Origin of the sequence: Clostridium cuniculi, assembly GCF_004353185.1 — a bacterium.
In the GTDB taxonomy this organism is placed as follows: domain Bacteria; phylum Bacillota; class Clostridia; order Clostridiales; family Clostridiaceae; genus Clostridium; species Clostridium cuniculi.
In genome coordinates, this window is record NZ_SMUS01000009.1 from 73894 (window position 1) to 100312 (window position 26419).

A 26419-nucleotide genomic window follows, 5' to 3' on the forward strand; every position below is an offset into this window, starting at 1 on the left:
TTCTCTAATTAACTTGCAACTTATTATCTTTTGCTATTTTCTTTTCCTTCTTTAACTTCTCAAAAAACTCATTAGTCTCATTTATAACTACATGTCTTAACGCTATTAAGCCAACTAAGTTAGGTAATGCCATTAATCCATTTACTATATCTGCTATTATAAAAACTAAATCTAATGATAAGAAAGGTCCTACCCCTACAAATGCTATAAATACAAATTTATATAACTTTATACCTTTTACGCCAGTTAAATATTCAACACATCTTTCACCATAATAATTCCATCCTATAATAGTAGTAAATGCAAAAAATATTAACCCTATATTTACTATATATTTTCCTAAAACTGCAAAAGGTAAACCTTGTTGAAAAGCTACTGTTGTCATTTCAGCTCCTTCAAGCCCACTATTAAAGCTTCCTGTTAAAACTATAGCTAATCCTGTCATTGTACAAATTATTATTGTATCTATAAATGTTCCAGTCATTGAAATTAATCCTTGTTTAACTGGAGACTTAGTTTTAGCTGCGGCTGCTGCTATTGGTGCACTTCCTAAACCAGCCTCATTGGAAAATACACCTCTTCCTACACCTCTTTGAATTGCTATTGCCACAGTTATACCTACTGCACCACCTAATGCCGCTCTAGGATTAATAGCACTATAAATTATTAACCCAATAGCTCCTGGTACTGCTTTAAAATTAAAGACTAATACCATCAACGCTCCTAATATATATAAAATTGCCATTGTTGGAACTATTTTTTCTGCAACCTTTGATATTCTCTCTATACCACCTAATGTAATTAATGCTACTAAAACAGTAATAATTACTGCAGTAATCCATGATGGAACATTAAATATTATCTTAGCAGCTGATGCTATAGAATTTACTTGTCCAAATGTTCCTATCCCTAAAAGTGCTACTCCAACACCAAAAACAGCAAACATCTTAGCTAAAAACTTATTTCCTACTCCTTTTTCTATATAATACATAGGTCCACCAGACATTTGACCATTTTCATCTACTTCTCTATACTTAATTGCTAAAACACCTTCTGCATATTTAGTTGCCATCCCAAAAAACGCTGCTATCCACATCCATAAAAGAGCTCCTGGCCCACCTGTTGCTATTGCAGTTGCAACACCTACAATATTACCAGTTCCTATAGTTGCTGATAAAGCAGTACAAAGTGCAGCAAAACTTGATACATCACCTTTTGCATCATCATCATATTCTTCATCATCTTTTGAAAATAAATATTTTATAGCTAATGGTAGCTTAAATATTTGTAATAATTTTAACTTAAAAGTAAAATAAATTCCTGTCCCAACTAATAATATAAGTAAAGGTGGTCCCCATACTATATCATTAATACCATTTAATATTTGTTCAATTGATTTAAAAATTTCCATAAAAAAATCCCCCTTAAAAATAAATTTATAGGAGGAGATTAAAAGTAACTGTAAACAAAAAATCATATGGCTATATTGATTAAATTTCAAAGGAATTTAGAATTAAAAAATTAAGATTATTAATTTTACCAACAGCAATCCTTAATTACTTGAACCAGCGAAGCGCTGTTCAAAACTTAATTTCTTAATTTAAAATATTACTTAGTAATATTATTTAATTATTCCTATTAATTTTTTGTGTAGATTACTTTTATCCCCTGTCCTTTTACCTGAGAGTTTCAGTTTAATTTAAATTAAACCTTGCTCCTTCGGTGCTCTAATATGAGTCTCTCCAGAGGCTCGTCCAGTAACGGTCCTAATACCTGAAAGATTTACTTCTTCGGTGGATTCAAATCGCTCTCCCATTACCTTCATCCGAACATATTAAATTATAAAGTCATTATATACATTAATTAAAATAAAATCAACGTATTTTTACAGTTTATACAATCTATTTATTGCACTAATTATAGATTTTATAGATGCTCGTGTTATATTGCTATCAACACCAACACCAAATGTTTTCTTATCTATATCATTTCTCTTCATATATACATAAGCTGCCGCTTCTGCTTCTGAGCCCTTACTTAACGCATGTTCCTTATAATCCATAATAGATACATTTATTAACTTACTATTATACAAAGCTTTCCCTAAAGAATCTATAGGTCCATTACCAACACCTTCTATATCAATTTCTACATTATTGTATTTAATTTTAGCCTTAACTTTAGTAGTCTCATTACTTCCATGATCTACATCAGATATAGACATATTTATTAATTTAAATGGTTCATCTAGATCCAAATACTCTTTCTTAAATGCTTCTAAAATTTCATTTGGCTGAACTTCTCCCTTAACTTCAGAAATCTTTTGCACTACTTCTGCAAATTCTTGTTGCATTGCCTTTGGTAACTTATATCCAAAGCAATGATCCATTACAAAAGCTACTCCTCCTTTTCCTGATTGGCTATTTATTCTTACTAAAGGTTCATATTCTCTTCCTAAATCACTTGGATCAACAGGTAAGTAAGGTACTTCCCATAATTTAGATCCCCTTTCCTCATACTTCTTCATTCCCTTATTTATAGCATCTTGATGAGACCCTGAGAATGCTGTAAATACTAAATTACCAGCATAAGGATGCCTTACATGAACAGGTATCTTAACACATCTTTCATATATTTCAATTATATCATTTATATTTTCAAGATTTAACATAGGATTTACACCATGTGAAAACATATTATACGCAACAGTAAGTATATCAACATTACCTGTTCTTTCTCCATTACCAAATAAAGTTCCTTCTACTCTATCAGCTCCAGCTAAAAGAGCTAACTCCGCATCTGCTACCCCTGTTCCTCTATCATTATGAGGGTGAACACTTACTATAACTCTATCTCTATTCTTAAAATTTCTACACATATATTCTATTTGATCAGCAAAAATATTTGGTGTATCCATTTGAACTGTTGATGGAAGATTTATTATTATTTTATTGTCTTGTGATGCTCCCCAAACATCTGCAACTGCATCACATACTTCAAGAGCATACTCTACTTCTGTACCAGTAAAACTTTCTGGCGAATATTCTAAAAATATTTTTCCTTCAAAATCTGAAGCATATTTCTTTACAAGTTCTACTCCCTCTATAGCAATTTCCTTTATTTCATCTTTACTCATATTAAAAACAACATCTCTCTGTAGTACAGATGTAGAATTATATATATGCACTATAGCTTGTTTAACTCCTTTTAATGCCTCAAAAGTCTTTTCTATTAAATGTGGTCTTGCTTGTGTCAATACTTGAACTACTACATCATCAGGAATATAATTTTCATCAATTAATCTTCTTAAGAAATCATATTCTATTTGAGATGCTGATGGAAAACCAACCTCTATTTCCTTAAACCCCAATTTAACTAACAAATTAAAAAACTCTATCTTTTCATCTATATTCATTGGATTTATAAGTGCTTGATTTCCATCTCTTAAATCTACACTACACCATATTGGTGCTTTTTCAATACTATTGTTTGGCCAAGTTCTTTCCTTAAAATTTATTGTTTCAAATCTTCTATACTTATTGTAATTTAACATTTATAAAAGCCCCCTTTAAATTTAAATATAATAGATTTGTAATATATTATTTAAAACAAAGCAAAAAAACGCACAAACACACCTTATATTGGAGCGTGTTTGCGCGGTACCATCCAAAATTTCACTTAATTAAAATAACGGTATTATTCCGATAAAGACTACTAAAATTTCATCCCTATAGCTCATGAGCGAGTTCAAAAATATTAATTTATAGACTCACAGCCCCGTCTACTCTCTGAAAAATTACTCATTTTCTACTACTCTCAATCTTTGCTTGTTTTATAAACTTTTTTATAATTTTACTATAAAAGTATATTTCTGTCAATAACTATGCTATATTTTTATTTATCTACTCTATTTCTAATTTCACCATTATAGAAAGCTGTTATATTTTCTACAACTTCATTAAATAACCTCTCTCTCGCCTCTACACTTGCCCAAGCTATATGAGGAGATAATATTATCCTATCTTTATTTTTCATCGTTAAAAGAGGACTATTTACTTTTATTGGTTCTACTTCAAATACATCTAAAGCTGCTCCTCTAATTTTATCTTCATCAATAGCTCTTGCTAAATCTTCTTCTACAACAATAGGACCCCTACCCATGTTAACTAATATAGCTGAATTTTTCATTTTACATAATGCTTCATAATTTATCAATCCTAAAGTATTTTTACTTAATGGTGCATGTATAGAAATAATATCACTCTTACTTAATAGCTCATCAAAGGATACTCTACTAAAGTCACTATTAGAATTAATGCCAGTTGTAGAATAATACACTACTTTAGCTCCAAAAGCTTCCGCTATCTTAGCTATTTTTTTACCAATATTACCAAGACCTATTATCCCCCAAGTTTTACCTTCAATTTCATAATAAGGTCTATCTAAGCATGTAAATAATCCTGATTTTGAATACTCTCCACTCTTAACATAATTATCATAATAAGCGACCTCATCTAACAGAGCTAAAGTTGCTGCAAATGTATGTTGAACAACTGCATTAGTAGAATATCCCGCAACATTTGCTACTCCTATCCCTTTTTCTTTAGCATACTCTATATCTATATTATTAAACCCAGTAGCTACCTCTGCTATAAATTCTAAATTATTTGCCTCACTTAAATTTTCTCTATTTAAAATTACCTTATTAGTTAATACTATATTGGCTTCTCTTACTCTCTCCTTCACTTCACTAATATCAGTAGTATCATAATATCTAACTTCACCAATTTCACTTAACTTTTCTAAGCTTATCTCTCCTAATGTTTTACCATCTAATATTACTATTTTTTTCATTCACTACTTCCTCTCTTTACTTAATATATAACAAAAAGACTATTTCTAAAAATAAATACAAGAAAACAGCTTACCTTTTGTAATTTAGCTATTGAATTCTGCATCTTTTCTTTGAAATAGTCTTTAATATAATAAATTGGTGCAGATGGTGGGACTTGAACCCACACAAGGATTCCCTTAATAGACCCTCAATCTATCCTGTCTGCCTATTCCAGCACACCTGCATAACTAACTATTAATTTAATTTTAAATTACTTTAGAGTCATTTTCAAGAATTTTTTTCCATCTAATCCTTTAATGATTTCAAAATCTTAGCGATATTATCAATATCTTCAGAGGTTAACTCATCATAATTATCTAGCATACTTTTTACATCATCTATAACTCTATCTTTATAGGTCTTTTTAAATCCTTTTCTTCCTCCTATAATGGATAATGTTAAACTAGTTGTTATAACACCTATAATCCCTATTCCTATTATCATTAATAATACGGCAATAGTTCTTCCCAACTGTGTTTTCAATAAAACATCTCCATACCCAACTGTTGTAAATGTTACAAAGCTCCACCATAATGCATCACCTAAAGGCATTCCTTCTACAAGCGAAATCAATACTGCACCTATAACAATAAATATTGTAGAAATCACTAATAAAAAATTTAATCTATTTTTACGTATTTCATCTTTAACTCTAATTTTAAATTTTATAGCACATATTGCAAGCATTATAAATTTAATTATCTTTATACAATATGCTGGATTAATCACATTAGGTAAAATTGTAAAACCCAATATCCTTATATAAAATTTTATAGGAAAAATTGAAAATAAATCTATTATATTTTCCTTTATAAATTGTTTTTTTCCCTTACTTATTACTAATCTAGTAAAATAATCTCCTATAAAGATTAACCTTACTATATTATCTATATAGTAAAAAGTCCATCTAACTTCAACTGGTATATTAATAAATATCTCAATTACTAACATTAGTGAGAGCATAAGTGCTAATAATCCTATAAAAAAATCATATATACTTTTCTTACTCATAAAAATCGTATCCCTTATAAATATTGATTGATATATCTATATTTATGTAAGATATTTTGAATTTATGAGACACATCACTAACTTACATTTTTAGGTATAAATTTCATTAATAAAATTTTCAATCTTACTTATTAAATAACTTATTTTGTTTAAAGTTTAATTGTACTTGTTCAAAAAAGGCTGCTGCATTTTTTAGCAACAGCCTTTTATCCTATTTACATCTTCCATACATTTTAGTATATTTATATATCTTATCTGATAATTCAGTTGTATAGCTACCTTCTTTAGCTCTCCATTTCCAATTATCACCTAATGTTGATGGGAAATTCACTCTTGTTTCATTCCCTAGATTTAAAAAGTCCTGCATTAAAGCAACTGATACATCAGCTACACTGCTCCATGCACCTCTTATAAAGCCCCAATTATAACCTTCTTCTTCAGATAAAGCTAAATATTCTTTACAGTACTCTACATCTGTCTTACTTCCTGTTACTTCAAACCATCCTCTGAAAGTATCATTATCATGAGTTCCTGTATATGCTATACAATTATTTGTATAAGTATGAGGTAGATAATTACTTTCTTCCCTAGCATCAAATGCAAATTGTAATACCTTCATTCCTGGGAATCTACTTTCTTCTAAAAATTCCTTAACCTCATCTGTTAAAAATCCTAAATCTTCAGCTATAACATTAATTTCTCCTAGTTCTTCTCTAATAGCATTAAATAACTTAATACCTGGACCTTTTACCCATTTACCCTTTATAGCAGTTTCTTCACCATAAGGTATCTCCCAATAACTTTCGAAGCCTCTAAAGTGGTCTATTCTTACAACATCATAAAGTTTTAAACTTTCTTCAACTCTTTTTATCCACCACTTATACCCTGTCTTCTCCATATAATTCCAATCATATAAAGGGTTACCCCATAATTGCCCTGTTGCAGAAAATGCATCTGGTGGGCATCCTGCAACTGAAATTGGTTTTAAAGTATCACTATATATTAAGTACGCCTCTGGATTACTCCAAACATCAGCACTATCTTCTGCTACATAAATTGGCATATCTCCTATAATTTCTATACCCTTTTCATTTGCATAAGTTTTTAATTTATTCCATTGTTTAAAGAACATAAATTGGATAAATGACCAGAATGCAATTTCATCAGCTAGTTCCTTTCTATATCTTTCTACTGCTTCAGGCTCTCTCTTCTTTATATCTTCATCCCATTCTTGCCAACTTACAAGATTAAATTTTCCTTTAACCGCCATATATAAAGAATAGTCATCTAGCCACTCTTTACTATCTTCAATAAACTTATCAAACTCTTCCTTTAAAGATACATTATCTATACTTTTAAAATTGTTATATGCTCTTCTTAATACTGTATATTTAACATTAAATAAAAGACCATAATCTATATACTCAGGATTATCTCCATAATTTTCATGAATATATTCATCTTTATTTAAAAGCCCTTCATTATTTAAAATATCAAAATCAATAAAATATGGATTCCCAGCAAATGCTGAAAATGATTGATATGGAGAATCCCCGTATCCTGTTTGTCCCAATGGTAGTATTTGCCAATATTTTAATCCTGACTTAAATAAAAATTCTACATATTCATACGCTTCTTTTCCAAAAGTTCCAATACCAAATTTTCCTGGTAGTGATGCAATATGCATTATAACTCCTGCACTTCTTTCCATATACCTCTGCTCCTTTTATAACAATATATTTTATTATATATAAACTATTTTACACACACTAAAGATTTCTAATTAATTTAAATCTGCACAAGATTCTCTTTCTATTAATTCTGTATCTAACAAAACATGTTGATTTTCACATTTATTTTTTAAAAGATCAAATAAAATTTCTACACTTTTTATTGCCATTTCTTCCATTGGCTGTTTTATAGTAGTGATTCCTGGATTATAATAACGACTTATATTCATACCATCAAATCCAACTATTGATATATCTTTTCCAACAATTAATCCACTATCTATTACAGCTTTAGCTACACCCATTGCCATAATATCAGAAATTGCAAATATAGCAGTAATATCTTTACGTTTTTTCAAAAAATCTAGAGTTACTTTATAGGCAATATTACTATCATAGTCTCCTATAATAAGATTCTCATCATTTGGCTCAATATTATTATCTTTTAAAGCTTTAATATACCCCTTATATCTCCACCAACTAACACAAAAGTCATTTTCTTCACCAATCATTAAAGCTATATTTTTATGACCTTTTTTTATTAAATAATCAGTAGCATCATATGCTGATTGTAAGTTATTGATTCCAACTGTAGAATATTTATCTCTCCCTGATGGTGATACTGTATTAACAGATGTTAAGATAACAGGAACATCAATATTTTTAAAACTATCTTCATCTAAATCTATGAAGTTTCCCCCTAGACATATTATTCCTTGAAGTCTCTTTTCTTTTACAAATGAAATGATATTTTCAACTTCATGTTCTAATACATAATCATTTTGTTGAAGTATCATTGTATATTTATTTTCGTTTATTTTATTTCCTATAACATTTATCAACTCTGAAAAAAATGGATTAAAAACACCTTTAACTAAAACTCCTATATTTTTAGTATTATTTTGCTTTAATATTCTTGCACTGTTATTAGGTACATAGTTACTTTCTTTTATTACACGTAAAACATTTTCACGAGTACTCTCTTTTACATCAGGATGATTGTTTAATACACGTGATACTGTACTAACTCCAACTCCTGAAATTCTTGCAATATCTCTTATATTCATATAAAACTCCCCTAAAAAAAACATTTTGAATAGTTATCTTATATCCTTATCCAATCAATAAAATATTACTATATGGATCACTTCCAGAATATCCTTTTCATTGGAATGATTCATTAATCTTAGTAAATATTACACTAATGAGTCACTTATGTCTATCTGTAAATCGCATAAAATCAAAGTTTATTTTTATCAATTTTCGGTACCGTTTCCATATAATTGTATCTTATCCATTATACTTTTTCAACAGTTAAATTACTTTTTTTTCTTCCAATATATAAAAAAATTATTTTAAATATCATTGCATTATTAAATTCTCTTATATCATAAGATGTCACCTTTTGTATTTTATCTAATCTATATATTAATGTATTTCTATGAATATATAATGCCTTTGCAGATTCACTTAAATTTAACCCACATTCAAAGAAAACTTCTATTGTCCGTATCATTTCATTATCTAGTTTAGCTATTTTAGAATTAAAATCATCAGCTATTTTACTTTTCATATCTTCTGATATAGAATCTATTAACCCCTCTAATATAAGCTTTTTTTCATCACATATTGTTTCTTTACTGTCATATTTAACTGCTAATTGTAGCTCTTCCAAAGTTTTATCATAAGCTTTCTTTAAATCAGTATAATTATAAACATCACAATAGGTTATATAATGACTGTTCCAATATAAATTATTTATTTTTTCTTTAATTATCTCTGAATCTTTTAAAGCATCCTCAATACTTCCAATTACAAGTATATTATTCCTATAAGATATAACTTCAATTCCGCTATTCAAATATTCATCTTTTATACACTCGTAAATTTTGCTAGAATATTCGCTTAAATAAATATTTATTATTTTAAATGATTTATTTATTTCTGGCCAAACTATATTAACAATTTCACTCTCAATTTTTTTTCCATCTAATAAAGAAATTATTAAAGCCCCTTTCTTAATTGTTATTTCATTAAGTCTATTTTCAAAAAAATGTTTTAATGAATTAATAACATTCATATACTTTTCATCTGTTACTATAGTGTACTTAATCCCCCTGTACTCTAATTTTTTTCTAATATACTTTTTTTGAATTTTAAATTCTGGAGAAGAATATACCCCTACTCCATCTATAATTACTTGAAATTCTATTTTAAACTCGTAGTATACATCATTTCCCATCCGATCTATAAAGTTCACCATATACCCCCTAAAAAACCATATTTATACTAATATTATATAATAAAATTCCTTCAAAATAAATATATTTCCGGTATCGTTTCCGTTTTTTTTGAAAAATTTTTTCTACCAAGATTTCAGTACTAAAAATCTTGGTAGAAATTGAAGAAATATGGAAAATTTCTTCTTTGCTTAAGTGTGTCGGTATCGTTTCCAATACAATTATATACTACTTTGAAAACATTTTCAAGTATTTTTTTCATTTTTTTCATTTTTTTCTTTCCAAATAAAGAAAATTATTTTTAATAATACTGCTTCATTAAAATCTCTTATATCATAATTGGTATACTTTTGAATTTTATCTAATCTATATATTAAAGTGTTTCTATGAATGTATAATTCTTTTGCTGCTTCACTTATGTTTAATCCGCATTTAAAAAACACTTCCATAGTTCTGATCATTTCATTATCTAATTTTGATATACCATTTTTAAATTTATCATAAATATCCTGTTTCATTTTATCTGATACAGAATCTATTATCCCTTCTAATATAAGTCTATTTGCATCAAAGATACTTTCAATAATATTATATTTAATTGCTAATTCAATTTTATAATACGTATCTTCATAATATTTTTTCAAATTGAAATAATTATCAACTTCACAATAACTTATGTAACATTTTCCTGATACTATACTTTCTATTGTATCTTTTATACTTTGTGCATGCTCTAATACATCTTCAAAGCTGCCGATCATAAGTATACTACCCTTATAAAATAATATTTCAATATCACTATCTAAATAGCCTTGCTTAATATATGATAATAATTCATCACTATAATTATCTACATATATATTAATTAAGTTAAACTCTCTTGTAATAACTGGCCAACTTGCTTTTATTACTCCATCCTCTACTTCCTTACCAGTTAATAATAATGAAATTATACTATTTCTACTTAAATATACATCCTTTAATTTTTCCTCTATACAAAACTGTAATAAATCAATTGTAACACTGTGTGCTACATCTATCCTTATGGAGCACACAGTGTTATCATAACAAAAATGTTTTTCTATACAATCTTGTACTAAATCAAATTTCGGTGTAGAAAATTCTCCTACTTCATTAATTATTAATTGGAAGGGTATTTTACAACTAATATATATTTCATTTACCAGCTTCTCAATACACTTCACAATATCTCCCCCAGAAAGTTAATTATTATACGATTCTTATTTCTGTTTCTTTATCAAATACATGTAACTTTTCTGCTCTTAAATGAAGTTTTGCAACTTCTCCAATCTTTAAGTTAGTTGTTCCTTCAACTCTTACATTTAATGGATCTTTTCCACATCTAGTATAAATGTAACTTTCTGCTCCCATAAGTTCTATCACTTCAACTTTTCCTTTAACTATACTATTTGGATTTGCTTCAATAAGCTCTGCATCATCACTTAAATGTTCTGGTCTTATACCAAATGTTACAGTCTTTCCAATATATCCTTCTTTAACTAAAGTTTCAGCCTTTTCTTTAGGGAATACTATTTTGTTATCACCAAATACTGCAACAACTTCATTACCTTCTTTTTCAACTTTACCCTCTAAGAAGTTCATTTGTGGACTTCCTATAAATCCAGCAACGAAAAGATTTGCAGGGTAATTATAAATGTTTTGTGGTGAATCAACTTGTTGAATAACACCATCTTTCATAACAACTATTCTAGTACCCATTGTCATAGCTTCTACTTGGTCATGTGTTACATATATAAATGTAGTTTGTAATTTTCTATATAGCTTTATAATTTCAGTTCTCATTTGAACTCTTAATTTAGCATCTAAGTTTGATAAAGGCTCGTCCATTAAGAATACCTTTGGATGTCTAACAATAGCTCTTCCTAAAGCAACTCTTTGTCTTTGTCCTCCAGATAAAGCTTTTGGTTTTCTCTTTAATAAATGTTCAATATCTAGAATCTTTGCTGCTTCTGTAACCTTTTGTTCTATTTCAGCTTTTGGAACCTTTCTTAATTTTAAAGCAAATGCCATGTTATCAAAAACTGTCATGTGTGGATATAAAGCATAGTTTTGGAATACCATTGCTATATCTCTTTCTTTAGGTTCTACGTCATTTACTAGCTTGTCCCCAATATATAATTCCCCTTTTGATATATCCTCAAGACCTGCAATCATTCTTAATGTTGTTGATTTACCACATCCTGAAGGTCCAACGAACACAATAAATTCCTTATCTTCAATTTCTAAATTAAAATCCTTAACTGCTGTTACGTCACCTGGATATATTTTATAAATATGTTGTAATGATAAATTTGCCATTTTTATTCCTCCCATAAATTAACTTCACTTGATATATTTATTGTACACTTTGTAACTGTTTTCATCTATATGTAATATTTCCAAATATGAAACCTATTTTTTGTAATATTATCTAAATAAAGAATTTATATCTATATTATACTATAAATTTTTAGATAACTTCTACTTATTAAATAATAAATTCTTTCAAAAAAACAACTCATAAGAAATAAGTTTAAGATTAAGTTACATTTATCCTTATCTAATATAACTTTTTAAACCACTTCTTATGAGTTACTAAATTATTTTAATATTAACTATTATATAATTAATAATTTTCCTTCTCCATTTGCTTTTTTAATTGTTTTGCAAACTCTTTTTGTTCTTTTCTATCTTCTTTTTTCTAATTCCCTTATATCATTATCTATTTCTTTGGCCATCTTTTTTGCACCTTTTTCTTCTTCTTTATAATCCTTTTTTTCTTGTTTTAATTGATGCTTTGCTTCATGATTTAACTCTCTATTTTCTTTATTTAATTCATGCTGTTCATGTCTTTCTTCTCTTCTTTCAGCTTTTACTTCTTCCTTCATTTGATGCTTTATTTCATGAGCAAATTTCTTTTCTTCATGTCTTTCATGTCTTTCTTCTTTTCTTTCTTCATGGTGTATCTTCATTTCATCTATTCTCTCTTTTATGCTCATTGTTATCTCTCCTTACAATAAAATTTATTTTACAGCATTTAAAGCACTTTCATAATCTGGTTCATTTATAACATCTTTGCAATATTCAACGTATGTAATTTTATTGTTTTCATCTACTACAAATATAGCTCTTGTCAAAAAACAAAATTCTTCAATTAGTGCTCCGTAATTTTTACCAAAGCTTTTTTGCTTATAGTCTGAGACTGTTTTTACTCTATCTACTCCAGCATTTCCACACCATCTTACTTGTGCAAAAGGTAAATCCATAGATACTACATAAACTGTAACATCATCAAGCTTTGAGGCCTCTTCATTAAACTTTCTTACTTCCATATCACAAACTGAAGTATCTAATGATGGTACTGTTACAAATATTCTTTTTCCCTTTGTATCACTTAGTGTTAAATCCTTTAAAGTATTATCCACAACTAAAAAGTCTGGTGCAGTATCTCCAACTTTTACTTGATTCTCCACAAGAGTAATTGGATCCCCATTGAATGTTATTTTCATTTGGTTCCCTCCTTCTATAAAGTTCGATTAACTAAATTTCAATCTATAATCTCACTTAAATGATACATTAATATATTTCCCCAGATTACTAATTTTAATTAGTTCTGTTTATAATAAATAAAAGCCAAAAATGTCATACTTACATCTTTGGCTTTTATTTTACATTTATTATAATTCAATCCAATAACTTATGATATTCTCTTTAGAAAATCCTCTCTTTTTGTACATTTCATGTGCAACCTTGTTTTTTTCAATTACTATTAATGATATTTTCTCAACATTTTTACTATTTAAAAAGTGTATAGCAGTTTCTAAAAGTCTTTTACCAAACCCTTTACTCCTATATTCTTTACATAATCCAATATCAAATATCCCTTCCTCATTTTCTATTACAGAATTCATAAAACCTATTGTTTCATTCCCATTATTAACTATGAAGTAATATTTATTTTCCTCTTCACAATTTAGATATTCATTAAGTTTTTCATCATCTAACCAAGTACCATGAGGCATATCGCTAAATGAATCATTAAAAACTTCCTTATATTTTTTTGAATTTTCTTTTGTTAACTTTTCTAAATTTAAGGTTTTTTCTTTTATGCTTCTATCACCTAAATTCATTTTAATTGCACAATATACTGTACTAATTCCTATCTTTTTTAGAGTCATTAATATTTTTTCATCTCTTATTCCTAGCTTAATATTTTTTGCTCCGTATTCTATGGCAATATTCTTACCTTCATCAATTAACCCTATTAGAATATCTATATTATCCTTAAGTTCTTCTTTCACTTCTATTCCATGTATAAATGAAGTTTTTAATGGCTCTACACATTCTAATACTACTGCAACTTTTCCTATTATCTCTTTATTATTAAAACAAAATATTACTCCATTACCTTTATCATATATTTTTCCACAGAACATCTCATCAAGCTTATCTATTGAAGTGATATCTTTATTATTGATATTAATAAACTTAAATGCTAACTGTTTTTCAAAGTTATTCATTTCAGTATATTTTTTGTATTTATTTTTTATTAAAGTTTTCCCCATATTTATTACACCCTTTTAAATACCTTATAACTACTCTTTCACCCAATATTTACTACAATCTTTTGATCTATCGAAAAAGCCATATTCAATTAAATATCTTCTTATAGTTGCATTATCATCATATATTCTTTTTAATATTTTATTTATATCTTTTTCTGAATAAATTTTTCTCTTTGAAAAATTCTTCATTATTTCCTCTAATATTATAATTTTCTTTTTTTCCTTAGAAGGGAAATTTTTAAGAGCTCCTTCTTCAGTCATATAATTTTTAATTGTTTGAATCTTTTCTTTATCTGTAATATTATATCTATCATCTAAAGTAGTCGCACTATTATGAGCATCACATATCTCCTCATTATCCATTTTAGAAATACTCTTACTTGTATTTTCAGATAATAAATCCATCATAGCTAAAAATAGCTTTGCCTGTTTTTCTTTTTCTCTCAATTTATATCTATGATTTCTTACTGTAGATGCAACAACACCTAATTTACTTGCTATTTCTTTATCATTTAACCCTTGTGTAATTAAAAGTATTAACTCTCTTTGCACTTCTGTTATTCCTGTATATGATGTATTCATATTTAATAAATAATCTAACATAGAATTATGAGTATTTTTTATATGAAGTTCTATTGCCTTCTTTGCATCATATAAATATGAATCTATATCATAAATCCTTCCTTTTATAAATACTTCATCACAAATTAAACATTTATAATGCTCTTTACTTTCTACATATCCATTCTTAATGTTTTCTATACTTGTATTCCAAAACTCATTTTTATTATTACTCATTTTCTTCAACCCCTTTTACTTCATTAATAATATTATATAGATATATTCAATTTATGTCTATTTATTTATAAACTTTTTATTGTTATGTTTGTTTTTAAGTGCTTATCCTAAAAAATAAAGACTAGTTAACCTAGTCTTTAAAATATTATTTTATTATATTTACAAAAGTCTCATTATAAGTTATTTGTCCACCTATATCAGATGCACCACTATTAGTAAGGTAATTAGGATTCCCATGCTTTTTCCACCAACCTACATACATCATTACAACATAATTACTAATAGAATCATCTATTACAATTTGAACCTTTATTTGTCCATTATTTGATTTTAAAGTTACTACTTCATTTCCTTGTAGCTCTAATTCATTTGCCATTCTACTATTTATATAAGCTTTTGAAATATTAACTTCATCCATAAAATGTTGACTTGATAAACTATCTTTTCCATGGTTAGTTAATAACCTAAAAAGTTTTTCTTCTTTTATTTTATCTAAATCATTTCTTTTATATTTTAATCCATCACATTTTAATATCTCAAACTTACCACTGTTAGTTAGGAACTTCTTATCTTCCCATGCAATACTATTGTGAATAGTAATATAATTATCTTTAATAAAGTCTAAGCTAATATTTTTAAATTTATCATTTAACGGTTCTATTACTTTTTCTAAATAAGATTTTTTATCTACGAAAGGATATTCATTTATGTTTAGTCTTTTTGCTAATTCCATAAAGAAATAATACTCATCCATTAACTTTTCATCAATATCTACTAACTTTTCATTATAAACTAAATATGGATTCATCATCGAACTAAATAATAAATCTTCACTTTCTAATGTATTTGTTGTAGGAATAAACAAATCACATTCTTTAGCTGTATCAGTCATAAACATATCAAAACAAACCTTAAATTCAACTTTAGATAAGCTTTCCTTTAATTTATTTAAATTTGCAAGCTGATTTAAAATATTGCTTTTTGTGATTATTGCCATTTTTATTGGTATATCAAGTTCAATACTATTATTAATATTATTATCATTTATAAAAATACTATCTTTATAATATGTTTTTCCATTATTACAACTATCTATAAAATCACTTATTTCATTAGTATAAAAATATCTATTATTTGCAAAGTTTTCACTATTATAAGGATCTGAGTTCAATATCTTAGGATATACTTTATTGGCATAATTTATTCCACCACCACTAAATCCTATTTGTCCTGTAATAGCCCCTAATGCATCTATTGCTCTAATAGTATTTCCTCCATTTTTATACTTCTGCATCCCAAAACCTAATAGTATAGTAGAATATTTTTCACCATATAATTTTGCTAATTTTATAATATCCTCTATAGCTACTCCACTAGCATCACTTAAGTCTTCCATTTTTAATGATAATACATACTTCTTATAATCATCAAATCCATTAACAAATTTATCAATATACTCTTGATCATAACTATTTTCATCTATTATTACTTTTGCCATAGCAAGAGCTAATGGTAAATCTCCATTTACATTAACTCTTATATATATATCTGCTAATTTAGCACTTGCCGTTTCAATTGGATCTATAACTATAATTTTACTTCCATTTGCCTTTGCCTTTCTAATCATTTGCATAGTATGTATTGTAGTATTAGCTGGATTTTTCCCCCAGACAAAAATATTTTTACTATTTAACATATCTTCTAATGAATGGCTTTTAGATTCACCAAAATCTAATTTTTGAGCTGCAATTCCAGCACTCCAACATGGTCCTCCTTTAGAGAAACTTGCTCCACCATAAAAGTTTAAAAATTTTTCTCCAATACTTTTTAAAAGAGAGCCATTTCCATACTGTTCATAATAAAGAATAGATTTATTCCCAAATTCTTTTTTATATAAATTTAATTTTTCAGCCATAATATCTATAGCTTCATTAAAAGATATCTCTTTCCACTGTCCCTCTTCTTTTAAAAGTGGTTTATATATTCTATCTTTATGATTTAATCTATCTAAATGAGCTAAACCTTTTTTACATATAAATCCTTTTGTATAAGGATGATCTTTATCACCTTCAATTTTAATAATTTTATTATCTTCTACATAAACATTAAACTTACAACAATCAGCACAATCTAATGTACATCCATGACTTAACTTCCTCATTTTTATCCCCCTGCTACTAATCTTTATTCTATTATATCATTTAATTATATATTATTTTTCTCCTATACTTATACTTTCCTATATTTTATAAAAAAGCTATACTATTAATATACTATCTTTTGAGGTGATAACAAAATGAAAAACTTCGATGTAATTACTCATGTAGAAGAAAGGAATGTAAAACTAGTTTTAAAAGGTCTTTTAGTTGGTATAATAACATCATTTATAGTTGTACTATATAGGTTTGCCTTATCATATGCTGAAGATTTTGCATTCTTTATTTACAGTTATATTAAAACTCATAAGTATGTTATACCAATTTGGTTTATTATTCTAATAACTCTAGCCTTTATAGTTGGAAAACTTATAGATAAAGAACCCTATATTGGTGGTAGTGGAATACCTCAAGTTAAAGGTATTATGGGTGGATACTTAAAAAACAGACCTTTATCTATACTTATTAACAAATTTATAGGTGGAACTCTATCAATTATCTCTGGATTATCATTAGGAAGAGAAGGTCCCTCAGTTCAACTTGGAGCTTGTGCTGGTGACATAGTAAGTAAAAAGTTTAATAGTACTAGATTAGAAAGAAGACTCCTAATAAGTAGTGGAGCTACCGCTGGTTTAGCTGCTGCTTTCAATGCACCTTTATCTGGGGTATTATTCTCATTAGAAGAAATATATAAGTATTTCTCTCCATTAGTATTATTAGCAACAATAACTTCTGCCGTAGCTGCTGATTTTATTTCTAAACAATTTTTTGGGCTCGATCCAGTATTCCACTTTACTGACACAACACCAATTCCATTAAAAAATTATTGGCTTTTATTAATTTTAGGTATCTTATTAGGTGTATTTGGCGCTTTTTATAATTGGTTTACATTAAAGACTCAGAATTTATATGCTAAATTAAAATGCTCCACATCAACTAAATTAATGATTCCATTCTTACTTGCAGGAATATTAGGGCTACTATTTCCAGTTGTTTTATGTGGCGGTCATGCAGTTATAGATGAACTTAATCTTAGTACAACTTTAAGCCTTTTATTATTAATTTTAGTTGCTAAATTTTTATTTTCGATGATAAGCTTTGGTTCTGGTGCACCTGGAGGTATATTTTTTCCTCTTCTTATAATAGGAGGAACTTTTGGAGCTGTTTTTGGGTATATTGCAATAAATTATCTTGGAATTAAACCTGAGCTTTTTAATAATTTTATAATTTTATCTATGGCAGGATATTTTACTGCAATAGTTCGTGCTCCTATAACTGGAATAATATTAATAACTGAAATGACTGGTTCATTTACCCATTTATTATCTCTTACAATAGTTTCAATAATAGCATATATAGTTGCAGATTTATTAAAAAGTGCTCCTATATATGATTCTCTACTGGAAAATCTTCTACTTAAAAATAATATTAATGAATATCATAGTCATAGTAATAAAAAATTGATTATAACTAACGTAGTACATTTTGGTTCAAAAATAGAAAAAACTACATTAAGTTCTCTTAATTTGCCTGAAAATACACTTATAGTATCTATTAAACGTGGTGAAGATTCTATAGTACCAAAAGGTAATACAATTATTAGAGCTGGTGATACAATATTAACAATGACAGACTTAAAAGATGAATGGAAAGTTAGAGAACTAATGGATTCATTAACAACTGTAGAATAACTTTTAAATAAAAAGAGGTTAACTCAAAATACCAATATTTAATATTAATTTTTGAGTTCCCTCTTTTAATTTTATATACCAAATATAGGACCATTAATATTTCTCTCATAACGTTCCATCAAACCTAATAATATATAAATACATCCTATTACACCAAAAACATTTCCAACATTTATAGCTACATTAGGTTGCAATAAATCCCTATACTGTGTTTTTCCATATTTCTTATATAATTCATCGTATCTAGTAAAAGCTACATTAGCAAGTATAACTCTAGATAAAAAATAACAAATGGCAGATTGAATTGCAGGAATATCAGGATTTACTTTTATATTTTTGTCCTTTTGGTATTTATTGCAAACTAGTTGTATACTCTCTAAAATACTTATATATGCAAGATAATCTGCATAAAACCTTATATTTATGGCATCTAACTGTGAGAGCAATAATACTAATTCTTTGCTAGCATCTATAGAAATATTTTTAATCTTATTTACTTTATAAGTCCCTACAAATCCAATGACAATAAAAAAGTATGTTAATACTTGAAATCCATCTCCTATTGTTATATCTAACTCTGGTTTTAATAGATCTTCTTTTTTCCCATTTATAAATTTTTTATATAAATGATTATATCTAGATATATCAACATTTATTAATATTAACTTTGATATTAGTTCTAAGTAACCAGATTCAATTGCTTCTACTTCCGCAATTATTCTTTGATTATCCTTTTTGTTAACTATATTTTCAATTGCATTAATAGTAGAATCATAAAATATTATATCTGACATTATAAATAAATATATTGAAATTAATGCACTATTTAATAGTGATAACTCTCTTAAGTCATCTTCACTAAGCTCAAAATATCTTTCTTTTTCATTATCATTATCATTTTCCAAATCAATATTCTTTTTTTTAAATGACCTACTATGTCTCACTTATTCTCTCCTTATCCTATGTTCATATTTTATTATATACTTTTTTAATTATTAGTGAGACTTTATTTTTTATATTTACAATTTACTTTCTAACTATCACTTACTGTTTTTCTTCTTAAATCATTCCATAATCTTATAGATAATACCGCACTAATAGCTAATGTAATCACTATAAATATAGTATTTATACTTGATTCTTGAAAGCTTTCACCTAAATAACTATATAAAAATAATGCAGGTATATTAGCAGTAATAAATATTAATAAAAACTTGCTAAACTTCATTCCAACATATGATGATAAAAATACTATTACATCAGTAGGCGCTACTGGACACAAAACTCCTACTCCCAATATCTTATAACTATAGCTTTCTATCATACTTATTATTTCTGGGTATTTTAACGATATTTTATTTCTTATTCCACCTAACACTTTACTTTTCGCTAATAAAAAGACTAATATGTCACTTAAAACAACTCCTACTAATGAAAGAATAAATGCCTTTTGTGGTTCAAAAATCAATCCTCCTAATACCATCAATGTTAATCCCGGTATAAATAATACTAATCGCAAAGACCAAATTAATATAAAAAATATTTCTGCAAATTTTTTACCCTCAATCCATCCCCTTAAATTCTCTATACTAAAATCTACAGTTATATTATCTTTAAATAAAAATATACACAAAGTCATAACAATTATTATTACAACTGCTATACTACTATAAAGTATTTTTTTATTTTTCATTTTATCTTTCTCCATTTCTGTGTTAACTTCTAATTTATTATAAAATAAAAAATTGTACAATTTACATTAATTCTATTAACTTTCTATTAATTTTCCTTCACTCTTCCTAGAATATATACTCGAAATTTTATTACTTTATCTTATTATAAATGCATATATTATAATAATAATAATTTCTGGAGTTGAAAGAATGTCAAAAAAAACAGATTGGGGTAAAGTCTTTAGAGAAACTGTTAATGATATAATATGTGCCATTAAAACCCCCTCAGCAAAACCTAAGCAACCATCATGTCCTAATCCTAAAGCACGTATATGCATATTAATACTTATAGGAATAACTTTATTATTTTCTGGAATAGGCATCTATAGCTGGATAATAATTATAATGTTGTTTATTATTTTATCCTTTGTTTAAAAAAACTATTTGTAATATTTAAAAATATATGTTATTATAAATTCTGCGAGTGATACATGCAATCGCTGCTAGCTTTTAAGCTAGGAGAGGAAAGTCGGAGCTCCATAGGGCAGGGTGCTGGTTAACGGCCAGTCAAGGCGACTTGAAGGATAGTGCAACAGAGATATACCGCCAGAAGTTATATTATTTAACTGAGTTCACTTTTGTGACTGGTAAGGGTGGAAAGGCGAGGTAAGAGCTCACCAGCATGGTGGTGACATCATGGCTATGTAAACCCCACCTGGAGCAAGACCGAGTAATGGCATTATGGGATTGCCCGTCCCGCCATGTGGTGTGTCGCTTGAGCTTGCTGGCAACAGTAAGCCTAGATAGATGATTGCTTAATACAGAACTCCGCTTACGGATCATCTCGCAACATGAAAAACATTAGGTTTAAGCCTAATGTTTTTCTTTTTTTAATAAAAAATAAAACACTAAATAATATCTAGTGTTTTATTTTCTATTACTTTTTATTCAAATGTAAATGGATCTTCTTCAACCTTTGATTCTATAAATACTATATCATTAAATTTACTCTCTATTTGCTTCATAACATTAAAGAATACAATTTGCTCTGATGAAAAATGACCAACATCAAGTATATTTATACCCATTTCTTTATAATCAGAAGCAAAATGATATGTAGTATCTCCAGTAATCACTGTATCTACGCCTACTTTCATAGCCTTAGCTATAAAATCTTGACCACTACCATTTATTATAGCAATTTTAGAAACTGTATCATTACCTTTAACAACTCTTAAATTACTTATATTTAATTTTCTTTTAACTTGTTCTATTAAGTTTTGTAATTTAATTTCTTTATCTAACTTTACTACTCTACCAAGCCCTGCACTACTTACATTTTTATTCTTTTCTAGTAAACTAGACTCTTCAAATCCTAATATAGAAACTATAGTATGATTTAAACCATTTTCAACAGAATCTAAATTAGTATGACTTGAATATAAGGAAATATCATTTTTTATAAGTTCTATAATCTTTTTCCCCTGTAGCGTATCCGTAGTTATATTGCTTGGTTTTCTAAAAATTAAAGGATGATGAGTTATTATTAAATCAACATCTTCTCTCTTAGCTTCTTCTATAACCTTCAATGTACAGTCTAAAGCTAATAATACTTTATTAACAGCTTTATTTCTGTCACCTACCATTAATCCTACATTATCAAAGTCTTCCTTTAAATAACTTGGAGCTAAAGATTCCATTTCTTTAATTATATCATTTACTATTCTCATAAAATCACCTTACAAATAATTTAACATGGAAGTAATTATACTTATCTTTTCTTTTATCTCTTCTCTTCTCTTATTTGCACTTACAGTAGCTTCTGTTATAAACCCTAAAATTCTATTATATTCATCTAACTTAAATTGTAGATAATCTTTCATTAATGGATTTCTACTTCTTAATAATATAGGACTTATTTCATAGTATATGCTATCTAATTCAGTTGCATTTCCTTCAGCACTTCTTACTTTAAATAATTCATAATATATTCCTTCATCAAAACATAAATCTTCTTTTATAATCTCATAATTATTTGTATATAAATATTCTCTTAATACCTCTGGGTTTTGAGCTGGCACTAAAATTAAATAATCAACTGCTTTTACTTTTTCTATATCAGCTTCTAATATATCTCTTATTAAATTTCCTCCCATTCCAGCTATAACAACTTCATTTGCTTCATTTAAATTAAGCGGTTCAAATCCTCCACCTAATCTAAATTCAAGTTCATCTCCAACCCCTTCTAAAATAGCATTAAGTCTTGCCTTATCTAACGGATCCTTATTAATATCACAAGCAATTGCCTTTTCACAAAGTTCTCTTTCTAGTGCTATTAAAGGAACATATCCATGATCAGTACCTATATCTGCAATTGTATCAACTTTTTCTAAATTTTCGATTATAAATTCAATTCTTTTGCTAACATCCATTTTAACTACCTCTAATATTATAATTATTTATCTTTTGCTATTAAATAAAAATAACACTTATATAATTATTATTTTCTATATTTATATTTACCCTATTAAGTTATGTTATTTTATAAAATTTATTTAATTAATATATCCTATCTAATGCAAAAATTAGCACCAATGTTGGTGCTAATTCACTAATCTAAGTAATCTTTTAGTTTCTTACTTCTAGATGGGTGTCTAAGCTTTCTCAATGCTTTAGCTTCAATTTGTCTAATTCTCTCTCTTGTTACATTAAATTCTTTACCAACTTCTTCAAGAGTTCTAGCTCTTCCATCATCTAAACCAAATCTTAATCTTAGTACTTTTTCTTCTCTTGGAGTTAGAGTGTCTAATACATTTATTAATTGTTCTTTTAGCATTGTAAATGCTGCTGCTTCTGCTGGTGCAGGTGCGTCATCATCTGGAATAAAATCTCCTAAATGAGAATCTTCTTCCTCTCCTATAGGTGTTTCTAAAGAAACAGGCTCTTGTGCTATTTTTTGAATTTCTCTAACCTTTTCCACTGGTAAATCCATTACTTTAGAAATTTCTTCTGGGAATGGATCTCTTCCTAACTCTTGTAATAATTGTCTTTGTACTCTTATTAATTTGTTTATTGTTTCTACCATATGAACCGGTATTCTAATAGTTCTAGCCTGATCAGCTATGGCTCTTGTAATCGCTTGTCTTATCCACCATGTAGCATAAGTTGAAAATTTAAATCCCTTTCTAAAATCAAACTTTTCTACAGCTTTTATTAAGCCAAGATTTCCTTCTTGAATTAAGTCTAAGAATAACATTCCTCTACCAACATATCTTTTAGCTATACTTACAACAAGTCTAAGGTTTGCTTCAGCAAGCTTTTTCTTAGCGTACTGACTTCCTTCCTCAATTTGTTTTGCAAGCTCCATTTCTTCTTCAGAAGATAATAGAGGTACCTTTCCTATTTCCTTTAAGTACATTCTAACAGGGTCATCAATTGCAATTCCCTCTGGTACTGATAAATCTATTTCCTCTTCAACGATGTCAATATCATTAGCAGCACCTTGAACTTCTATTCCCATTGATTCTAAAACTTCATAGATTTTTTCAATTTGCTCTGGGCTTAGATCTATATTTTCTACTTCATCTAATATTTCTTGATATGTTAATACCCCATTCTTTTTACCTTTATCAAGTAGATTCTTAACAATATTCATTCTACTATTTCTATCTTGACTATCCTTAGGCTTATTCTTATTTACTTTTGTTTTTTCTTCCACTAGCTGACTACCTCCTTTCGTTATATGACCAACTATAATACTCTCTTGCTTTCTTTCAACTTTTTAGTAATACTTGCTAACTCTATAGCTAATTTTATAGATTCTTCAATTTTACCTTGATTTTCAAGCTCTTTTTGTTCTTTTCTTAGTTGATCTATCCTTTGCTTTAATTTATATGAATGTATTTCATTAATGAAATCATTAATTTGAACTTTAACATCATCAGCAAAGAATATATTCTCTTCTCTAATTTTGACTAATTCTCCAATAGATTTTGTATTATTTAGCTTTGACTCTATAAATGAATCTATATTATTTATATTTTCCCCTTTAGCCAACATAATAACAGTGAAAATTTCTTTATGTTCTAGCAAAATAAAGTCGTTTTCTGATATTCTTTCCTCTATATACTGTAGATACTCCTTATTTTCTAACATAATTTTCAAAATTGATCTTTCTGCCTTTAAAAATCCTGGTTCTACATATAATTTTGACCTATCTTCTTCCTTATTATTCCTAAAATTATTTTCTCTATTGCCTTTCATCTTACTTTTGAGAATATCATATAAAGTTTGTTCTTTTATACCAGTATTTTCAGATGCTTTTTTTATATAAACATCTTTTTCCACAGGATCCAAATCTGAAATAATTTCCATTATTCTTTTTGCATATAATATTAAAGATTGACTGTTTTTAAAATCAATTCCTTCTTCAGCTTTTTTCATTCTATAATCAATTAAAGGCTCTGCAGAATTAATCAATTTTAAAAATGCTTCTTTTCCATTACTACGCACATACTCATCTGGATCTTTACCTTGTGGAATATTTAACACTCTAACATCGAACCCAGCAGTTCTTAATATTTCTAGTCCTCTTAATGTAGCCATTTGTCCTGCCATATCTGCATCATATGAAATTATAACTTTATCAGCATATCTTTTTAGCAGTCTAGCTTGGTTGATAGTAAGTGCAGTTCCTAATGATGCTACTACATTAGTAATACCATATTGATGTAAAGATATTAAATCCATATATCCTTCAACAATTACAAAATACCTTTCACTCATATTATGCTTTAAAGCAAAATTTAAACCATATAAATTAGTTCCTTTTTGAAACACTAAAGTTTCTGGCGAATTTAAATATTTAGGTTTTGAATCATCTAATACTCTTCCACCAAATCCAATTACCCTTCCTTGATAATCAAATACTGGGAACATTACTCTATTTCTAAACCTATCATACTTTCTACCTTTTTCTTTATTTACAGAAATAAGTCCAGCTTCTTCTAATAAAACATCATTAATACCTTTTTTTCTTAAATAAAACATTAAACTATTCCAACTATCATTAGCAAAGCCTAAACCAAACTTTTTAATTGTTTCTTCCTTAATGCCTCTATTTAAAAAATATTCTTTTGCATTTTGATTATTCATAAGATTTGAAAAGAAAAATTTTGCTGCTTCAACATTTACCCTATATAGCAGATCCTTTTTCTTTGCTGATTTACTTTTTTCTCCATTATTCATTTCTAAAGGAATATTGGCTCTATTTGCCAAATATTTTACGGCTTCAATAAAAGGTAAGTTTTTTTCTTTCATCACAAAAGAAATAACATTTCCAGCCTCTCCACATCCAAAACATTTATAAATTTGTTTTTCTTGTGATACTGAAAAAGATGGTGTCTTTTCATTATGAAAAGGGCATAGTCCTGTGAAGTTTCTTCCTGACTTCCTTAGCCTAACCCTTTCTGAAATTACATCAACAATATCATTTTGTGATTTTATCTTTTCTAAAATTTCTTCAGAAATCTGCAAGGAGATCCCTCCTTACTATACTAATATTTATCCATTCTATATAATTCGACATATTATTATAAATTCCTTCTTGCTTTTTAAATTAAATTTATTTTAGTATGTCAC

22 protein-coding genes, 1 tRNA gene, 1 other RNA gene, 2 riboswitches and 1 other annotated feature are annotated in these 26419 nt (G+C 27.6%); of the genes, 3 read left to right on the forward strand and 21 right to left on the reverse strand.

The window, feature by feature from the left end:
* Window positions 1-4: 4 nt before the first annotated feature.
* The 15 genes from EJJ37_RS06220 to EJJ37_RS06290 all read right to left on the reverse strand — a co-directional run bounded on the left by EJJ37_RS06220 (window position 5) and on the right by EJJ37_RS06290 (window position 17420).
* A complete protein-coding gene (locus EJJ37_RS06220; RefSeq protein ID WP_193553914.1) occupies window positions 5-1411 on the reverse strand; it encodes an alanine/glycine:cation symporter family protein in 1407 nt (468 codons plus the stop codon).
* A gap of 247 nt (window positions 1412-1658) precedes the next feature.
* Window positions 1659-1751: riboswitch (glycine riboswitch) on the reverse strand.
* Window positions 1752-1825: riboswitch (glycine riboswitch) on the reverse strand.
* A gap of 60 nt (window positions 1826-1885) precedes the next feature.
* Window positions 1886-3553, reverse strand: a complete 1668-nt coding sequence (gene leuA, locus EJJ37_RS06225; protein WP_133014735.1) for a 2-isopropylmalate synthase — start codon at window positions 3551-3553, stop codon at window positions 1886-1888.
* An 86-nt stretch (window positions 3554-3639) separates the two neighbouring features.
* Window positions 3640-3833: a binding site (T-box leader), on the reverse strand.
* Between the two features lie 61 nt (window positions 3834-3894).
* A complete protein-coding gene (locus EJJ37_RS06230) occupies window positions 3895-4854 on the reverse strand; it encodes a D-2-hydroxyacid dehydrogenase (protein WP_133014736.1) in 960 nt (319 codons plus the stop codon).
* 137 nt (window positions 4855-4991) lie between these two features.
* Window positions 4992-5078 (reverse strand) — tRNA-Leu (locus EJJ37_RS06235).
* A gap of 62 nt (window positions 5079-5140) precedes the next feature.
* On the reverse strand, window positions 5141-5905 hold the full coding sequence (locus tag EJJ37_RS06240) for a potassium channel family protein (RefSeq protein WP_133014737.1): 765 nt from the start codon (window positions 5903-5905) through the stop codon (window positions 5141-5143).
* A 211-nt stretch (window positions 5906-6116) separates the two neighbouring features.
* Entirely contained in the window at window positions 6117-7616 is a 1500-nt protein-coding gene (gene malQ, locus EJJ37_RS06245) for a 4-alpha-glucanotransferase (protein ID WP_133014738.1), read from the reverse strand.
* 72 nt (window positions 7617-7688) lie between these two features.
* Window positions 7689-8702 carry a LacI family DNA-binding transcriptional regulator gene (locus tag EJJ37_RS06250; protein ID WP_133014739.1) on the reverse strand — a complete coding sequence of 338 codons (1014 nt, stop codon included), beginning with the start codon at window positions 8700-8702 and terminating at the stop codon, window positions 7689-7691.
* 230 nt (window positions 8703-8932) lie between these two features.
* The gene (locus EJJ37_RS06255) at window positions 8933-9895 is read right to left on the reverse strand and encodes a PucR family transcriptional regulator (RefSeq protein ID WP_166484674.1); all 963 of its coding nucleotides are present in this window, start codon (window positions 9893-9895) and stop codon (window positions 8933-8935) included.
* 225 nt (window positions 9896-10120) lie between these two features.
* Window positions 10121-11080 carry a PucR family transcriptional regulator gene (locus EJJ37_RS06260; protein ID WP_133014741.1) on the reverse strand — a complete coding sequence of 320 codons (960 nt, stop codon included), beginning with the start codon at window positions 11078-11080 and terminating at the stop codon, window positions 10121-10123.
* Between the two features lie 25 nt (window positions 11081-11105).
* On the reverse strand, window positions 11106-12215 hold the full coding sequence (locus EJJ37_RS06265) for an ABC transporter ATP-binding protein (RefSeq protein WP_133014742.1): 1110 nt from the start codon (window positions 12213-12215) through the stop codon (window positions 11106-11108).
* A 368-nt stretch (window positions 12216-12583) separates the two neighbouring features.
* On the reverse strand, window positions 12584-12895 hold the full coding sequence (locus tag EJJ37_RS06270; RefSeq protein ID WP_243124845.1) for a hypothetical protein: 312 nt from the start codon (window positions 12893-12895) through the stop codon (window positions 12584-12586).
* A gap of 24 nt (window positions 12896-12919) precedes the next feature.
* Window positions 12920-13405 carry a thiol peroxidase gene (gene tpx, locus EJJ37_RS06275; protein ID WP_133014743.1) on the reverse strand — a complete coding sequence of 162 codons (486 nt, stop codon included), beginning with the start codon at window positions 13403-13405 and terminating at the stop codon, window positions 12920-12922.
* A 168-nt stretch (window positions 13406-13573) separates the two neighbouring features.
* On the reverse strand, window positions 13574-14461 hold the full coding sequence (locus EJJ37_RS06280; protein WP_133014744.1) for a GNAT family N-acetyltransferase: 888 nt from the start codon (window positions 14459-14461) through the stop codon (window positions 13574-13576).
* 30 nt (window positions 14462-14491) lie between these two features.
* Window positions 14492-15259: a DUF2087 domain-containing protein gene (locus EJJ37_RS06285; RefSeq protein ID WP_133014745.1), complete on the reverse strand. Its 768-nt coding sequence runs from the start codon at window positions 15257-15259 to the stop codon at window positions 14492-14494.
* A 145-nt stretch (window positions 15260-15404) separates the two neighbouring features.
* Entirely contained in the window at window positions 15405-17420 is a 2016-nt protein-coding gene (locus tag EJJ37_RS06290; protein ID WP_133014746.1) for a molybdopterin-dependent oxidoreductase, read from the reverse strand.
* A 135-nt stretch (window positions 17421-17555) separates the two neighbouring features.
* On the opposite strand from EJJ37_RS06290, the gene EJJ37_RS06295 reads away from it, so the two are divergent.
* A complete protein-coding gene (locus EJJ37_RS06295) occupies window positions 17556-19106 on the forward strand; it encodes a ClC family H(+)/Cl(-) exchange transporter (protein ID WP_133014747.1) in 1551 nt (516 codons plus the stop codon).
* Between the two features lie 71 nt (window positions 19107-19177).
* Here EJJ37_RS06295 and EJJ37_RS06300 read toward each other — a convergent pair whose 3' ends face one another.
* Entirely contained in the window at window positions 19178-20050 is an 873-nt protein-coding gene (locus tag EJJ37_RS06300; protein ID WP_133014748.1) for a hypothetical protein, read from the reverse strand.
* An 89-nt stretch (window positions 20051-20139) separates the two neighbouring features.
* The gene (locus tag EJJ37_RS06305) at window positions 20140-20799 is read right to left on the reverse strand and encodes a TVP38/TMEM64 family protein (RefSeq protein WP_166484675.1); all 660 of its coding nucleotides are present in this window, start codon (window positions 20797-20799) and stop codon (window positions 20140-20142) included.
* A 190-nt stretch (window positions 20800-20989) separates the two neighbouring features.
* Here EJJ37_RS06305 and EJJ37_RS06310 point away from each other — a divergent pair, with 190 nt between their 5' ends.
* Together EJJ37_RS06310 and rnpB are read left to right on the forward strand one after the other, a co-directional pair.
* Complete coding sequence (locus tag EJJ37_RS06310; RefSeq protein ID WP_133014750.1) at window positions 20990-21214, forward strand: hypothetical protein; 225 nt, start codon at window positions 20990-20992, stop codon at window positions 21212-21214.
* A gap of 46 nt (window positions 21215-21260) precedes the next feature.
* An RNA gene (gene rnpB, locus EJJ37_RS06315) (RNase P RNA component class A) lies at window positions 21261-21630 on the forward strand.
* Between the two features lie 93 nt (window positions 21631-21723).
* On the opposite strand, the gene EJJ37_RS06320 is transcribed toward rnpB, so the two are convergent.
* From EJJ37_RS06320 to dnaG, 4 genes are all read right to left on the reverse strand, one after another.
* Entirely contained in the window at window positions 21724-22509 is a 786-nt protein-coding gene (locus EJJ37_RS06320) for a Nif3-like dinuclear metal center hexameric protein (protein ID WP_133014751.1), read from the reverse strand.
* A 9-nt stretch (window positions 22510-22518) separates the two neighbouring features.
* Window positions 22519-23211: a tRNA (adenine(22)-N(1))-methyltransferase gene (locus EJJ37_RS06325; RefSeq protein WP_133014752.1), complete on the reverse strand. Its 693-nt coding sequence runs from the start codon at window positions 23209-23211 to the stop codon at window positions 22519-22521.
* Between the two features lie 179 nt (window positions 23212-23390).
* Complete coding sequence (rpoD, locus tag EJJ37_RS06330; protein WP_133014753.1) at window positions 23391-24521, reverse strand: RNA polymerase sigma factor RpoD; 1131 nt, start codon at window positions 24519-24521, stop codon at window positions 23391-23393.
* A gap of 8 nt (window positions 24522-24529) precedes the next feature.
* Window positions 24530-26314, reverse strand: coding sequence for a DNA primase (gene dnaG / locus EJJ37_RS06335; RefSeq protein ID WP_133014754.1), 1785 nt, complete (start codon window positions 26312-26314; stop codon window positions 24530-24532).
* Between the last annotated feature and the right edge of the window lie 105 nt (window positions 26315-26419).